Raw genomic sequence first — 15,661 nt, 5'->3', positions numbered from 1 at the left:
GGCCACGTGGCGGAATGGTTACGCAGAGGACTGCAAATCCTTGTATCCCAGTTCGATTCTGGGCGTGGCCTCCAAATTAATATTGTTTTTAAAAAAAAAAATCGTATTGTGCTTTTTTATTCCCCGATAGCTCAGCTGGTAGAGCAGTTGACTGTTAATCAATTGGTCGCAGGTTCGAGTCCTGCTCGGGGAGCCAAATAAAAATTACGCTGACTTTGATAGTTTCTTATTTGAGTTTAAAATGTTCAAAAGTTTATCTTTTTCAACTTCAGTTAAGTTTGCAACAAAAGATTCTAAAGAGTTTTCATTTTTAGTTTGTGTTTCTAAATTTTGAAAATCTTTAAATTCTTCAAAAAAATACTTCACAGGAACTTTTAAGAAATTAGCTAACTGTAATAATCTGCTAGAGCTAACACCATTAGTTCCCTTTTCATATTTTTGTATTTGTTGAAATGTAACATTGATTGCTCTTGCTACTTGTGTTTGTGTAAGTCCAAGAGCTGATCTTCTGGCTCTTAACTGTTTGCCTAAATGTTGATTTAATTCTAGTGACATTGATCCCTTTATTTAAATAATAAAATCTGATTAAACTTATTTTTAATTATAAAATCAAGTTATAAAATAAAAAAAAATTATAATGCAATGTTCTATAGTTTGGTTAAAAGACGATTTTAGAATATCAAATAATCAAGCATTAACAGCCTTAATTGAAGATCAAAATATTAATAAAATTGGTATTTATATCTATGAGGAAGATTTTTATAAATATTCTGAAGCTCAGCAATGGTGGCTTGCAAAATCTCTAGAAATATTCAAAGAAAAGTTAAAAAATTTAAAAATTTCTCTTGACGTAATTCATGAAAAAACTCCAAAAATATTTAAAAAATTAATTGAAGATAAATCTTTTAATAGAATTTATTGGAATAAATCATGTCATGCAAATGAAAATAAAATTGAAGAGAACATAAAGCGAATTTTAACCGATAACAATATTTTTTTTAAAGAATTTAATGCTAATTTGCTCAACCCAGTTGAAAAAATTAAGAAAGATGATGGGATGCCGTTTAAAGTATTTACTCATTACTGGAAAAAAGCTGAGCAAATTTATTTGAAAGATAATTATAAATATAATTATAAAATACCTAAAAATTCTTACCAAAATTTATCAAAAGATAAAAATATTCAAGCCATTTATCCAAAAAAAAATTGGTATAAAAAATTTGAAAAATATTGGGTGCCAAGTGAAGAAAATGCGGAAAAAATATTAAATGATTTTGTTAAAAATAATATTGAAACATATGCTGTTAATAGAGATATACCATCGATTAATGGTACATCAAAATTATCTCCTTACTTAAAATTTGGGCAAATTTCAGTTCACCATATAATACAAAAATTACTTGAAATTAAAAATAAAAAAATCGGATACAGAAAATATATTAATGAGATTGGTTGGCGTGAATTTTGTCACTCACTCCTTTATAATTTTCCTGAAATGGAAAAGAGTAATCTTAGAAGAGAATTTAATAACTTTAGATGGAATAAAGATGAAAAACTATTTTCAAAATGGAAAAAAGGAATCACAGGTTATCCAATTGTAGACGCTGGAATGCGTGAACTTTATGAAACTGGATGGATGCACAATAGAGTAAGAATGATAACAGCTTCATTTTTAGTAAAGCATTTAAGAATTCACTGGCTTGAAGGGGAAAAATATTTTAGGAACACCTTACTCGATTTTAATACTGCAAATAATGTTTCTGGCTGGCAATGGGTCGCAGGCACTGGTGCGGATGCAGCTCCTTATTTTAGAATCTTTAATCCTATTTTGCAGGGTGAAAAATTTGACAAAAAAGGAGAGTACGTAAAAAAATGGTGCCCTGAATTAAAAAATATACCAGATAATTATTTACATAAACCGTGGGAAATGCCCGATACATTACAAAAAGAAAAAAATATTATAATTGGAAAGACTTACCCATTTCCAATTGTAGATCACCAACAAGCAAGAAATTCAGCATTAAAGGCTTTTCAAGATCTAAAAAAGTGAAAAAAAAAATTGCAATCATAGGAAGTGGAATATCAGGATTAACTGCTGCTCTAGAATTACAAAAAAAATATGAAGTGCACGTTTATGAAAAAAATTCATATCTTGGTGGACATACTCATACTCATGAAATTTTTGAGGGAAAAAAAAAATTTTTAATTGATAGTGGTTTTATTGTTTTTAATAACAAAACTTATCCGAATTTTATTGAAATGATTAAAAAATTAAAAGTAAATGAACAAAATACAAATATGAGTTTTTCAGTAAACTATCCAGCGGAAAATTTTGAATGGTCAGGAAAAGATATCAATAGTTTAATTTTTAAAAATAAAAATTTTTTTTCAATTAAATTTTGTAAAATAATAATAGGAATTATAAAGTTTAATATATTAGCAAAAATGAATAACCAACTATTTAATGAATTGACCATAGATAAATTTCTTAAGAGATATAATTTTAGTAATGAATTTATAAAATATTATTTATATCCAATGTGTTCATCTATATGGTCTAATCCAATTAACAAAATAAAGCATTATAAAACCAATTTTTTAATAAAATTTTTTATTAATCACGGTCTAGTAAATATTTTTTTTCGACCTCAATGGAAGGTAATTAAAGATGGAAGCAATCAATACGTAAAGAGAATTATAAAAAATTTTAAAATTAAATTTTTTTTAAATCATAACGTAAATTCAATAAAAATTAATAAAAATAAGATTTTTATAAAAAATAATAGAAAGATGTTAAAATATGACTTTATAATTTTTTCTAACCATACTGATGAAATTAAAAAAATACTGCCAAAAATATATAAAAAACAAAAAAAAATTTTATCTTTGGTTGACTATCAACAGAACGAAGCCTGCATTCATACAGATAATAGTCTAATGCCAAAAAATAAATTTAATTGGTCGAGTTGGAACTTCATTAATTCAAATGACAATATTCCAAGACTTACGTATTGGATGAACTATTTACAAAATTTAAAAAGTAAAAAAGATTATTTTGTATCAATTAACTCAAGTAAATTGATAAACCGAAAAAAAATAATTAAAAAAATTAAATATTGTCATCCGGTTTTTAAATATAACAAACAATTTGTATTTACGAAATTACAAGAAATACAGGGGGTAAGTAATATTTTTTATTGTGGAGCTTGGTGCGGCTATGGTTTTCATGAAGACGGAGTTGTTTCAGCCAAAAATGTTGCAAAATATTTAATGTAATGGACAGCTCTCTTCATCCTGGTAGAGTTTTCCATCAAAGAATAAATCCAATTAATTATAATTTTAACTATAAAACTCTTTCTATATTAATTAACTTAGACGAATTAGAGATTATCAATAAATTACTGTTTTTTTCAGTTAATTCATCAAATCTCTTGAGTTTTCATTTTAAAGATCATGGAAAGAGAATTGCAAATAGCAACCCAAAAGATTTTATTAAGGAAAAAATTTCTAGAAAATATAAAGATAAAAATAAATATTCAATTTATTTATACTGCACACCAACATTTCTTGGCTATGTGTTTAATCCTATATCCGTTTATTTATGCAAAAATTCAAAAAATGAAATTAAATATATTTGTTACGAAGTAAAAAATACTCATCATGAGCAACATTGTTATTTTTTAAAAATAAACAAAAAATATAATAATAAAATATACTCAAAACTTAATAAAAAATTTTATGTATCTCCTTTTTTGCAAATGCAGTTAAAATATAAATTTTTTTTAACTAGTAATAAAAATAATTTTTCACTTAACGTTGACGCTTATAAAAAGAATCAATTGATTCTAAAAACTGGAATTAATTCCAAATCAAAACCACTATCAAATTTATCGATAATTTATGAACTCATAAAAAATTTATTTTTTTCACAAAAAATTATGATTTTAATACATTATCAAGCAATAAAAATATTTAAAAAACAAAAAACTTTTTTTTCTAAACCCAAAAAAAAACATGATACAATAACTTTTTATGGATAGTTTATTAAAAAAATATTTAAATTTTAAATTTCAACAAATTAAATGGGGAGAAATTAAAGTAAATTTTAAAAACTCTTATGAAAAAGTTTTTAAAGGAAATCAAGGAGATTTAACATCCAATATTGTAATTAAAGATAATACTTTTTTTAGTGATATATTTTTAAAAGGTGAACTTGGATTTGCTGAAGCATACATTAGCGATAAGTGGGAAACTTCCAACTTAACAAATCTTTTAAAAATATTACTTAAAAATCAACAAATAAAAAAAAAGAATTGGGCAGATAATTATTTATCTTTATTGATTGAAAAGTTTAAATTTTTTTTAAAATCTAATTCCATAAATCAAGCAAAGAAAAATATTTATTACCATTACGATCTAGGTAATAAATTTTACTCATTTTGGTTAGATAAATCTATGACTTATTCCTCTGGAATTTTTAACAATGAGAATGATGATCTTTTTACATCTCAAATTAATAAGTACGACAATATAATAAAGAATTTAAATATTGAAACTTCTGATACTGTTTTAGAAGTTGGTTCAGGCTGGGGTGGCTTTATAGAAAGAAATTCTCAAACTGTTAAGTCTAAAATCGAAGGACTGACAATAAGTCAACAGCAATATAAATACATTGAAGATTTAATTAATCAAAAAGAATTAAGTAAAAGTTCTAAAATTTTTTTTAAAGATTATCGAAAACTTAATTTAAACAATACGTACGATAAAATAGTTTCTATTGAAATGTTTGAGGCGGTTGGAAAAAAGTATTGGGATATATATTTTAAAATACTAAATAATGCTTTAAAAAAAAATGGCAAAGCATGTTTTCAAGTTATAACAATTGATGACAAAGAATATGAAAATTACATAAATCAAGTTGATTTTATTCAAAAATATATTTTTCCAGGGGGTGTTCTGCCATCAAAAAAAATTTTATATAAACTTTTCAAAGATAATAATTTTGATTTATACGAAGAAAAATCATTTGGTCACGATTATGCAAAAACATTAAAGCTATGGAAAGAAAGCTTTAATAGATCTTGGGATAAAATTTCAAAACTAAATTTTGATAATAAATTTAAAAATTTGTGGAATTACTACCTAAGTTATTGTGAAACAGGATTTGCAACTGGACATACTAATGTTAGCCAATTTTTTGTAAAGAAGGTTTCGTGAATTAATCTAAACTCTTAATTTTATACTCCCAGTCTCCTTTAAGAGTAAATTTCATATCAACCCACTTGAGATCTTTTTCGGTATAACCAATATTTATATCAAGATTATCGCCTTTTATATTATAAAAATTTACTACTTCATTTTTTTCATTAATTTTTTTTGTTTCTTTTTTTAAAAAAGTTATTTGTGTTTTTAGATTTCTGCAGCCCTGACCTAAAACGTAATTACTGTTTATCAACGACTCATGATTCCACCAAAGCGCTGGATAAAATTTATCAGTTAATTCATAAACATGTTTTTTATTTTCTGTCATTCCATTAAATAAATACTTTCCATCTGAATTTTTTTTAATATTACAATAGTCATTGTCGCTACCATCTTGTGTTTTTGATTTAAATTCTATTAACTCTTCGTTTTTATAAGTCTCAATCCCATAAGATTTATATGTATGAACCTTTATTCCAAGGATTTTGACTTCAATTAATATATCTGTGATTACCTCTTTTGTATTATCACTTTTTTTTTTAACATTTACTTTATGATACCCCACAAGATCATTATTTCTATAAATATCAAATTCAACACGTTGTAAATCTTTGTAATGCTGAACGTGAGAATTTGTAATTGTAGGAAATAAAATAAAACTTATAAAAAAAATTAAATGACGAAACATTAAGTCTATCGAATAATTTGACTTAAAAAGAGTTTTGTTCTGTCGCTCTGTGGTTTATCAAAGAAATCTTTGGTCTTTTGCATTTCAACAATCTTTCCTTCGTCCATAAAAATTACTCTGTCAGCAACGGTTTTTGCAAAACCCATCTCATGAGAAACTACAATCATTGTCATGCCAGCCTTTGCAAGATCAATCATAATCTCCAGAACTTCTTTTATCATTTCAGCATCTAAAGCTGAAGTTGGCTCATCAAATAACATGATTTTTGGTTCCATACATAAGGCTCTAGCTATTGCTGCTCTCTGTTGTTGCCCTCCTGATAACTGGCCTGGATATTTTTTTGCTTGTTCAGAAATTCTAACTTTTGTTAAATACTCCATGGCAATTTCATCTGCCCTCTTTTTAGGTATTTTTTTTACCCATGCTGGAGCTAAAGCACAATTATCTAAAATAGTTAAATGAGGAAATAAGTTAAATTGTTGAAAAACCATACCTACATCGCCTCTTATTTTTTCAACATTTTTCAAAGTTTTATCTAGCTCGTTACCTTGAACAATAATATTTCCATCTTGATGCTGTTCAAGACCATTAATGCATCTTATTAATGTAGATTTTCCTGATCCAGAAGGACCGCAAATAATTATTTTTTCACCCTTGTTTACGTAAAGATTTATATCTTTAAGAACGTGAAATTTACCATACCATTTATTTACATTTTTAAATTCAATTACTTTTTCATTCATTATCGTTTTTCTACACTATATTTTTTTTCCAAACTTTGAGTGTATCTACTTAATAAATAAGAAAAAACCCAGAAAATAATTCCAACAAATACATAACCTTCAACTGCAAAACCCAACCAATACGAATTTGATTTAGCTAAATTTACCATGCCTAATAACTCTAACAGACCCACTAAAATAATTAGAGGGGTATCTTTAAATAAAGCAATAAACGTATTAGTAATTCCTGGAATTACAGTTTTAATTGCTTGTGGCAAAATAATTAAAAAATTCATTTTCCAATACCCCATGCCTAGTGATTTTGCAGCTTCATATTGACCTTTAGGTAATGATTGTAATCCACCCCTTACAACTTCTGCAATGTAAGCTGATTCAAAGATACTTATTCCAATAGCCACTCTTAATAATTTATCTACGTTAGCATTTGCAGGTATAAATAAAGGAAACATAATTGCAGCAGCAAAAATAACAGTGATTAAAGGAATTCCTCTCCAAAATTCTATAAAAACAATGCAAAAATATCTAAAAACTGGAAGCTCAGATCTTCTTCCTAAAGCAAGTAATACACCAAGAGGAAATGCAAAAATTATACCAAAAAAAGTAAGCATAAATGTTAAAGCAAGACCTCCCCACACTCTTGTCTCTACTTGATCAAGTCCAAAGCCACCCCTTATTAAAATAAAACCTATAAATGGAAAAATAAAAATTATAAAAAATAAAATATATATTCTAAATTTTTCTTTAACAAAAAAAGCAAGAGAAATGCTGAAAATTAAAGTTAAGAAAGTTAAATTGACTCTCCACAAATCTTTTTCAGGATAAAAACCATAAATAAGTTTATCAAACCAAACTTTAATAAAAACCCAACAAGCACCGCCAGATTTACAATCAGATTTAGCATTACCTAGAAAAGTTGCCTTAAAAAATGCCCAATCCAAAAAAGTAGGAATAGTTGAAAAAAGAACATATAAAATAAAAATAGTTATTAAAGAATAGTACCAGTTTGAAAATAAATTTTTTTTAAGCCAAATTTTTAAATTTTCCATATCTCTTTTTTATCTTTCAACTAAAGCTATTTTTTTATTATACCAATTTAAAATAATAGAAATTATCAAACTGATAGTCAGATAAGTCATCATGACTATAAAAATTATTTCAATTGCTTTCCCTGTTTGAGATAAAGCTGTGCCTGCAAAAACACCTGTAAGATCAGGATACCCAATAGCAGCAGCTAATGAAGAATTTTTTGTTAAATTTAAATACTGATTAGTGGTTGGGGGAATAATAACTCTCAAAGCTTGAGGTATAACAATTAATTTTAAAGTTTGTGAGTTATTAAAACCTAAAGATTTTGATGCCTCTTTTTGACCTTTGCTAATAGCTAAAATTCCAGCTCTAACATTTTCAGCTATGAATGCAGATGTATACAACGATAAAGAAAATAATAGAGCTAAAAATTCTGGAACTAGTTTAACTCCACCTAAATAATTAAATATTCCAAAATTCTTAACTAATTTAGGATATTCAATTGTAATTTTTACATCTCCTAATAAAGCAAATATTATTGGAAAAATAATAACTAAAATTAAAAAAATTTTAAATACTGGTATTATTTTAGCGCTTTCATAAAAAACTTTTGTAGCATAATATTTTAAAAAGAAAGTGACAGCTATGGCTACAATAAAACCATAAAATATAAAAATGAAATTACTAAAAATAAATTTTGGAATGTAAAAACCTTGAAGATTTATTATTAAAAAATTTAAAATGATGACACTTTTTTCAGTACTTGGCAGAGATCTAATAACCACGAAATACCAAAAAAAAATCTGCAAAATTAGTGGCAAATTTCTAAATAACTCAACATAAATTAAAGACAACTTATTTAACATCCAATTTGTTGATAATCGGGATATACCAACAATAAATCCTAAAATAGTTGCAAAAATTATTCCAAAAAAAGCTACTAATAATGTGTTTAATAAACCAACTAAATAAGATTTTGCATAGCTAGAAGAGCCATCATAATTAATCAAACTAAACTGAATATCAAAACCTGCGTTATTACTTAAAAAATCAAATCCAAAATTTAAATTTCTTGAGACTAAATTTATTTCAGTATTCTTTGAAAAAAAATAAATAATATAAACAATTAATAAAATTAAAAAAACTTGAGGTATTAGGTTTAATGGCTGTAAATTCTTTTTTAAATTTGTTTTAAACTGAGACGTTAAAAACATATTGGTGATTTTTAAAGGGCCAAATAAATTGGCCCTTTAACTTAATAATTTTAGAAATTATCTTACAGGAGGTGCGTATAAAATTCCGCCTTTTCTCCAAGAAGCATTCAAACCTCTAGCTAAACCAACTGGTGTTTTTGGTCCAACATTGGCATCATAACTTTCGCCATAATTTCCAACTTGTTTTATGATATTATAACTCCATGTATTTCCTAAGCTAAGATTCTTACCAGTTTCTCCTTCTAGACCTAGCAATCTTTTAATTGCTGGATCATCAGTTGATTTTAGAGAATCGATATTAGCCTTAGTAATTCCATACTCTTCTGCTTCTATCATTACATTTAAAGTCCATCTTACAATGTTTGCCCAATTTTCATCATTCCCACGAACAACTGGTCCTAATGGTTCTTTTGAAATAGTTTCTGGCAAAATCAAGTGTTCAGCAGGATTTTTAGTTTTAGTTCTATTTGCTGCTAAACCAGATTTGTCAGTGGTATAAACATCGCAACGGCCTGCATCATATGCTGCAACTGCCTCATCAGCCTTTGTAAAAGCTACTGGTTCGTATTTTAACTTATTTGCCTTAAAATAATCTCTAAGGTTCAGTTCCGTAGTAGTACCAGTTTCAACGCAAACTTTTACGTTATTTAGTTTTTTTGCTGAGTTAATGTTTGCAGCTTTTCTAATCATGAAACCTTGTCCATCATAAAAATTAGTTGCAGGAAAATCTAAAGCAAGTCCACCATCTCTAGATAAAGTCCATGTTGTATTTCTTGCTAGAACATCAATATCTCCAGCTTTTAGAACTTCAAATCTATCTTTTGCACTTAAAGGTGTATATTTAACTTTAGTTGCATCTCCAAGAACAGCAGCTGCAATAGCTCTACAAACGTCAACATCTATACCTGTCCATTTTCCCGATGCATCAGCATTAGAAAATCCTGGAACACCTTGAGAAACTCCACAATTAAGAGATCCTCGTTTAATAACGTTTTCTCTAGTTTGATTTGCATTAGCACTAAAAGTTGTAAATATAAAAGTTACAACAAAAGCTAAAACTGCAAATAAATTTGTTTTGATATTTTTCATTTTTTTTTTTTGTTAAGTTTAGTTATAGATTTATACTTAAATTAAAAAAAACTTAAAAGTACATAAAGTAAGTTTAATCAATTGTAAGTTGTATTAATAAATTTATTGATTAAATTCTTTCTAGTTTTGCGATCTTTTTTTAATCTATATTCAAATTGCATAGCTACTTTTTTTGAAGACATTTTTTTTTTAAAGATAAGTATCCATTTTCTACCTCTTGTAAATTTTGCTCCTTTACCACTGTTATGAAGTTGCAATCTTTTAATTAAATTATTTGTCCAGCCTACGTAAGTAATGATTTTTTTATTATTTAAATTTGCAATTATATAAACGTAAAATTTTTTTAACACCTAGGAGAAAAATTTTCTATCAATTTTAAATTTAGTGTTATTAATTAAAGCTTTAATAAAAGAAGTCATAAGCGGTAGTTCTTTAACTGAAAAATCTTTAATAATTTTTTTTCCAATATCAAAAATAAGATCAGCTCCTTCAACTGTTTCTTTAGGCATTTTATTCTTTTTGGCTTTTTTATATGTCATGCCCATGCCGATTAACTTTCCCATTTTTGAATTTCTCCCGCCAGTGCAACTGACATATAAATCACCTATACCTGCCAAGCTCAAAACGGTAGATTCTTGGCCACCTATCTTTTTAATAAAATAACACATCTCTTTTATTGATTGGTTAAATAAAGCAGCTGCTGTATTAAGATTTTTATTATCTTTTTCACTTTCTAAATTCATACCCATAGACGTTCCCACTATCATTGAATAAATGTTTTTAATCCCTCCGCAAGCAGCTACACCAATTACGTCGTTTGTATATTTAATCCTATAATAATGAGTTGATAACATTTTTGATAATTTTCGAACAATGGAAATATCTTTATTTGCAAAAATAACATTGGTTAGAATTCTATTTGATAAATCTGATGCCAAACAAGGTCCTGCGGCTACAGAGATTTTTAAATTTTTATTTTCTTTTTTTAAGAGAATATTTTTAACTGTATCAGAATATATTTCGTAACGGTTTTTTTTATTAACATTTAGTCCTTTAGTTAAAATTAAAATTTCTTGATTATTTTTAATTTTTCTTAATTGCTCAGATGCCCAATAAATTCCTTTTGAACTTACGCCTAAAACTATTAAATCAGTATTTTTTAATAAATTATTAAAACTTTTGAATTTATAAAGTCTAACATTATTAGGAATTTTAGATTTTAATGTTGGATGAATATTTCTATTAAACTTAATTTTATCTATAAATTTATCTTCTAAATGCGTTCCTACAATTGAAACTTGGTGATTATTATCGCTACAAGGAAAGGAAAAAGCAGTACCCATCGAGCCTGCTCCTAGAATTAAAATTTTAGCCATAATTTAAAAAATTGGCGCGCCCTAAAGGATTCGAACCTCTGACCCTCGGTTTAGAAAACCGATGCTCTATCCAGCTGAGCTAAGGGCGCAACTAAATTTAAAGTATTTTTAACAATTATTTTTTTTTAATCAATTTGTTAATGATTTATGCTTTCATTAAAGCAATAGAAGTATCTAACATTCGATTAGAAAAACCCCATTCATTATCATACCAAGCTAATACTTTAACTAACCTACCATCACTTGATACTCTTGTTTGAGTTGAGTCAAAAATAGAAGAATAAGGATTGTGATTAAAATCTATAGATACCAATGGTTCGGTATTAAACTGAATAATATTTAAATAATCAGTATTTGCAGCAACATTAATAATTTCATTAATTTCTTTAACTGATGTTTTTTTCTTAGCCATAAAAGTTAAATCTACTAACGAAACATTATTAGTAGGAACTCTTACTGATAATCCATCTAATATTCCATCTAACTCAGGTATAACTAATCCAATAGAAGTTGCTGCGCCTGTCTTTGTCGGTATCATAGATAAAGCAGCTGCTCGAGCCCTTCGTAAATCATTATGATAAGCATCATTTAAAACTTGATCATTGGTATAAGCATGAATTGTATTCATAATGCCAGATTCAATACCTAATTTATCGCTTAATACTTTTGCAATTGGAGCTAAGCAATTAGTTGTACATGATGCGTTCGATACAATTTTATGATTTTTATTAAGTAGTTTATGATTAACACCATAAACTATTGTTGCGTCTGCTTCTTTTCCAGTTCCTGGTGAGTATCCAGGCCCTGAAATAAGCACTTTTTTAGCTCCAGCATTTATATGCAATAGAGCATCATCTCGTGATGTAAAACGACCTGTGCATTCTAAAACCAAATCTACACCCATCGCTTTCCAAGATGGTAAATTTTTAGGATCTTTTTTATTTAGAAATTCTATTTTGTCATTATTGATAAAAATAAAATTTTCTTTTGAAGAAATTTCTGCGTTAAATTTTCCATGAGTAGAATCATATTTTAATAAATGTGAATTATCTTTTGCATTTCCAGAACCATTAATAGCAATAATTTCTAAATCATGTTTTTTTTTATTTTCATAATGAGCTCTTAAAACTGTTCTACCGATTCTACCAAAACCATTAATTGCAACTTTGATTGTCATAATTAATTAATACCTAAAGATTTTAACTTTCTATGTAAAGCACTTCTTTCCATACCAATATAATCTGCAGTTTTAGAAACATTCCCGTTATGTCTATTAAGTTGAATTTCAAGATAATTTTTTTCAAATTTTTCTCTAGCTTCTTTTAAAGGAAATTGAAATGCATCTTCATTATTATTTTCTTTAACTAATGAAATTTTTAAAGATTCCGAGATTATTTTATCCACATCTTCATTCTTGCCCGAAGCTAAAATTACAACTCTTTCAATTAAATTTCTTAACTCTCGAACATTTCCTGGCCAATCATAATCATAAAAAACAGTATTTTCTGCATTTATAATAATTGGTTTTAAGCCATTATTATCTGAAATTCTTTTAATAAAATATTCAATTAAAAAAGGAATGTCTTCTTTGACATCTTTTAAATAAGGTGTTTTTATTGGAATTACATTTATTCTATGAAAAAGATCCTCTCTAAAGTTACCGTTTGCAATTTCCTCATTTAAATTTTTGCTAGTTGAACAAATGACTCTAATATTTACACTAATTTCATTAAATCCATTTACTCTATGAAATTTTTGTTCGGATAAAACTCTTAAAATTTTACCTTGTGTTTGTAACGGAACATCTGAAATATTATCGATTAATAACGTTCCATTATTAGATTTTTCAAAAATTCCTGAGACAATTTTATCATTATTTTCTATGCCAAATAATTCAAAATCAAAATGACCTGGATCCAAAATAGCTCCATTAACTACTTTAAATGAATGATTTGATCGTAAAGAATTTTGGTGAATAAGTCTGGATACTAATTCTTTTCCAGATCCAGCTGGTCCTGAAATTAAAATACGACTATCTGTTTTTGAAAATTTATCTATAGAATTTCTTAATTTAATCATTGTTGATGAATTGCCAATTAATTCATTTGATGGATATAAATTTGTCTTTAAAATTTTGTTTTCTTTTTTTAAAGAAGAAGTTTCTATAGCTCTGTTTACAAAATTTAATAATCTATCTTTATTAAAAGGTTTTTCTAAAAATTCAAAAGCTCCAAGTTTTATTGAGTTAACAGCAATATTGATATTGGCATGTCCTGAAATCATAATAACAGGAACATCACTATCAACTGATTTGATAAATTTTAAAACGTCTATTCCATCTCTATTTTTTTCATCTAATAAAACATCTAAAATTACTAAATCTGGTAACTTTTTTTTTATTTCAGATAATGCATTTTCAACTGTAGCTGCTTCGCGAACAGAAAAATTATTTTCTTTTAAGATTTCCTGAACAGCAAATCTTATATCTTTTTCATCGTCAATTAATAAAATTTCATTTTTCATTAATTAATTTTAATACTTAATTTAATTTTAGCTCCATTTTTTTTCGCTATTAAATCTAGATCACCACCATGTTCATGTAAAATTTTTGATGCAATTGACAATCCAAGTCCTGAACCATGCTGTTTAGTTGTAGTTAAAGGGTTAATTAAATTTTTTGGTTCAGTTTTAAAACCTACACCATTATCTTCAATTACAATATAAATAAAATCATTATTATTTTCTACAAAGATATCTATTTTTCCTTGCAAATTTTTTTCAAACTCTTGTTTTTCATAAATTGACTCTAAAGAATTTTTAATAATATTAATTAATACTCTTGAAATTTGACTTAAATCAAATTCATAAACTTCTCTAGAGCATTTATAATTAAAATTAAAAATTATTTTTTTATCAGATAATTTGTATAAGCTTATATTATCTTCTATTAATCTTTTTAAATTATTTGATTTTTTAATAGGTCTTGGCATTCTTGCGAAATCTGAAAACTCATTTGCCAACTTACCTATGTCTGCAACCTGTCTTGAAATTATATTTAGATAATTCTCAAAATCTACTTTATCAACATTAATTTGTTTTAAATATCTATCCTTAATTCTTTCTAGTGAAAGTGTGATTGGAGTTAAAGGATTTTTAATTTCATGGGCAAGTTTTTTTGCTACTATTTCCCATGCTTGATACCTCTCGGCTAAAACAATTTTATTTTTTTGCGCTTGAATTTCTTGAGTCATTATATTGAATGTTTGATATAATTTTTTAAAATCATCATCTTCTTTTTCGTCTCGTAATTTTACTTCTAAATTACCAGCAGAAACTTCTTTTGCGGCATAGATTAATTTAATAATTGGTTTTGAAATTTTGTTTGCTATGTTAATTGCATATACGCTTGATAACATAATTAATGAACTAACTATTATAACGTAAACTACAGCAAAAGTTATTTGAAGACCTAGACTATTAGATTTTAATTTATAATAAAAATTAGAAGCTTCACCAGTTTTTTTTAAAAAATTTACTGTCTCAGGGTCTACATATCTAATTGTGTATAGAAAAATATTTTCATTTAATTTAACTAAAGCATTTGTTTGATTCTTATTGGCATCTGAGATTAAGATTGTTTGTCCATTTTGAGCCATATCAATAAAGGTTTTTAATGGTGCAATAAAATTATTTTTATTAGTAAAAGATGTTGAAAATAACAGAGTGCCTTCTTTATTTATTAAATAGGATTCTTCAATTTTTCTAAATCTTGTTTGCTGATCAAAATAATTTTGAAAGACAGACTTGTTTTCTGAGTATAAAATAAAATTACGATTTAAATCGTTTGCCATTGCTAAAATTTCACCTTTTATAGAATTCTGATTTTCTTCAAGATAATTTCTTGCGACTTCAACTGAATTATTTACAACATCGTTAACTTTTTTATCAAACCACTTTTCAATACCTAGGTTAAAAAGCATTAATGAAAAAATAGCTACAAAGATTGACGGAATAGCAGTTACAAAAATAAAATATTTTATAAAATTTAAATTTGTTCTTAATCCTGTTGTTTCTTTAGATTTGTAAAAAAAAAATGTGAGCTTTCTAATAATTAAGAAGAGCAATAAGCATATAATCGATATGTTAATTATTAATAAAATCTGAATATTATTTTCATCTAACTGAACAAAACTTGTTCCAGAAAAAGTATAAAGCGTAAAAATTCCAAAAACGATTGAAAGAAAAGTGCCAAAGTATAAAAGTAAATTTGAACTTAATATTTTTTTAATCATTTCTTATGAGTTATTGCGCAATAATTTTAGC

At 26.3% G+C, this 15,661-nt stretch carries 15 protein-coding genes and 3 tRNA genes; 6 read left to right on the top strand and 12 right to left on the bottom strand.

Features of this window, described 5'->3' with window-relative positions; genetic code table 11:
* Together AC8IGH_RS02350 and AC8IGH_RS02345 are read left to right on the top strand one after the other, a co-directional pair.
* A tRNA-Cys gene (locus AC8IGH_RS02350) sits at window positions 1-74 on the top strand.
* 46 nt (window positions 75-120) lie between these two features.
* Window positions 121-196: transfer RNA gene (locus AC8IGH_RS02345), tRNA-Asn, on the top strand.
* Between the two features lie 8 nt (window positions 197-204).
* On the opposite strand, the gene AC8IGH_RS02340 is transcribed toward AC8IGH_RS02345, so the two are convergent.
* Window positions 205-555, bottom strand: coding sequence for a helix-turn-helix domain-containing protein (locus AC8IGH_RS02340; protein WP_507419111.1), 351 nt, complete (start codon window positions 553-555; stop codon window positions 205-207).
* An 82-nt stretch (window positions 556-637) separates the two neighbouring features.
* On the opposite strand from AC8IGH_RS02340, the gene AC8IGH_RS02335 reads away from it, so the two are divergent.
* The 4 genes from AC8IGH_RS02335 to AC8IGH_RS02320 are packed head-to-tail and all read left to right on the top strand — an operon-like array spanning window position 638 to window position 5,217.
* Window positions 638-2,050 carry a cryptochrome/photolyase family protein gene (locus AC8IGH_RS02335; protein WP_507419110.1) on the top strand — a complete coding sequence of 471 codons (1,413 nt, stop codon included), beginning with the start codon at window positions 638-640 and terminating at the stop codon, window positions 2,048-2,050.
* On the top strand, window positions 2,047-3,276 hold the full coding sequence (locus AC8IGH_RS02330; RefSeq protein ID WP_507419109.1) for an NAD(P)/FAD-dependent oxidoreductase: 1,230 nt from the start codon (window positions 2,047-2,049) through the stop codon (window positions 3,274-3,276). Before AC8IGH_RS02335 ends, AC8IGH_RS02330 begins: the two co-directional genes overlap by 4 nt.
* Window positions 3,276-4,040, top strand: a complete 765-nt coding sequence (locus AC8IGH_RS02325; protein ID WP_507419108.1) for a DUF1365 domain-containing protein — start codon at window positions 3,276-3,278, stop codon at window positions 4,038-4,040. The genes AC8IGH_RS02330 and AC8IGH_RS02325 overlap by 1 nt, the downstream gene beginning before the upstream one ends.
* A complete protein-coding gene (locus tag AC8IGH_RS02320; protein ID WP_507419107.1) occupies window positions 4,033-5,217 on the top strand; it encodes a class I SAM-dependent methyltransferase in 1,185 nt (394 codons plus the stop codon). The genes AC8IGH_RS02325 and AC8IGH_RS02320 overlap by 8 nt, the downstream gene beginning before the upstream one ends.
* Window position 5,218: 1 nt before the next feature.
* Here the strand turns inward: AC8IGH_RS02320 and AC8IGH_RS02315 are convergent, their stop codons facing one another.
* The 11 genes from AC8IGH_RS02315 to AC8IGH_RS02265 all read right to left on the bottom strand — a co-directional run bounded on the left by AC8IGH_RS02315 (window position 5,219) and on the right by AC8IGH_RS02265 (window position 15,630).
* On the bottom strand, window positions 5,219-5,890 hold the full coding sequence (locus AC8IGH_RS02315) for a DUF6134 family protein (protein WP_507419106.1): 672 nt from the start codon (window positions 5,888-5,890) through the stop codon (window positions 5,219-5,221).
* A gap of 5 nt (window positions 5,891-5,895) precedes the next feature.
* Window positions 5,896-6,633, bottom strand: coding sequence for an amino acid ABC transporter ATP-binding protein (locus tag AC8IGH_RS02310; protein ID WP_507419105.1), 738 nt, complete (start codon window positions 6,631-6,633; stop codon window positions 5,896-5,898).
* Entirely contained in the window at window positions 6,633-7,679 is a 1,047-nt protein-coding gene (locus AC8IGH_RS02305; RefSeq protein ID WP_507419104.1) for an amino acid ABC transporter permease, read from the bottom strand. The genes AC8IGH_RS02310 and AC8IGH_RS02305 overlap by 1 nt, the downstream gene beginning before the upstream one ends.
* A gap of 9 nt (window positions 7,680-7,688) precedes the next feature.
* Entirely contained in the window at window positions 7,689-8,873 is a 1,185-nt protein-coding gene (locus tag AC8IGH_RS02300) for an amino acid ABC transporter permease (RefSeq protein WP_507419103.1), read from the bottom strand.
* Between the two features lie 57 nt (window positions 8,874-8,930).
* A complete protein-coding gene (locus tag AC8IGH_RS02295) occupies window positions 8,931-9,962 on the bottom strand; it encodes an amino acid ABC transporter substrate-binding protein (protein WP_507419102.1) in 1,032 nt (343 codons plus the stop codon).
* Between the two features lie 77 nt (window positions 9,963-10,039).
* Window positions 10,040-10,312, bottom strand: a complete 273-nt coding sequence (locus AC8IGH_RS02290) for a GIY-YIG nuclease family protein (RefSeq protein WP_507419101.1) — start codon at window positions 10,310-10,312, stop codon at window positions 10,040-10,042.
* Window positions 10,313-11,338 carry a glycerol-3-phosphate dehydrogenase gene (locus AC8IGH_RS02285; RefSeq protein WP_507419100.1) on the bottom strand — a complete coding sequence of 342 codons (1,026 nt, stop codon included), beginning with the start codon at window positions 11,336-11,338 and terminating at the stop codon, window positions 10,313-10,315.
* 12 nt (window positions 11,339-11,350) lie between these two features.
* Window positions 11,351-11,427: transfer RNA gene (locus tag AC8IGH_RS02280), tRNA-Arg, on the bottom strand.
* A gap of 56 nt (window positions 11,428-11,483) precedes the next feature.
* Complete coding sequence (gene gap, locus AC8IGH_RS02275) at window positions 11,484-12,515, bottom strand: type I glyceraldehyde-3-phosphate dehydrogenase (protein ID WP_507419099.1); 1,032 nt, start codon at window positions 12,513-12,515, stop codon at window positions 11,484-11,486.
* Window positions 12,516-12,517: 2 nt separating this feature from the next.
* Window positions 12,518-13,861 (bottom strand): sigma-54-dependent transcriptional regulator, encoded by a 1,344-nt coding sequence (locus tag AC8IGH_RS02270; RefSeq protein ID WP_507419098.1) that lies wholly within the window; start codon window positions 13,859-13,861, stop codon window positions 12,518-12,520.
* Window positions 13,861-15,630, bottom strand: a complete 1,770-nt coding sequence (locus AC8IGH_RS02265; protein ID WP_507419097.1) for a sensor histidine kinase NtrY-like — start codon at window positions 15,628-15,630, stop codon at window positions 13,861-13,863. Before AC8IGH_RS02265 ends, AC8IGH_RS02270 begins: the two co-directional genes overlap by 1 nt.
* Window positions 15,631-15,661: the final 31 nt, after the last annotated feature.

The organism is Candidatus Allofontibacter sp., from assembly GCF_038145245.1.
Lineage (GTDB): Bacteria > Pseudomonadota > Alphaproteobacteria > Pelagibacterales > Pelagibacteraceae > Fontibacterium.
This window is presented reverse-complemented; position numbering and strand designations above follow the sequence as displayed.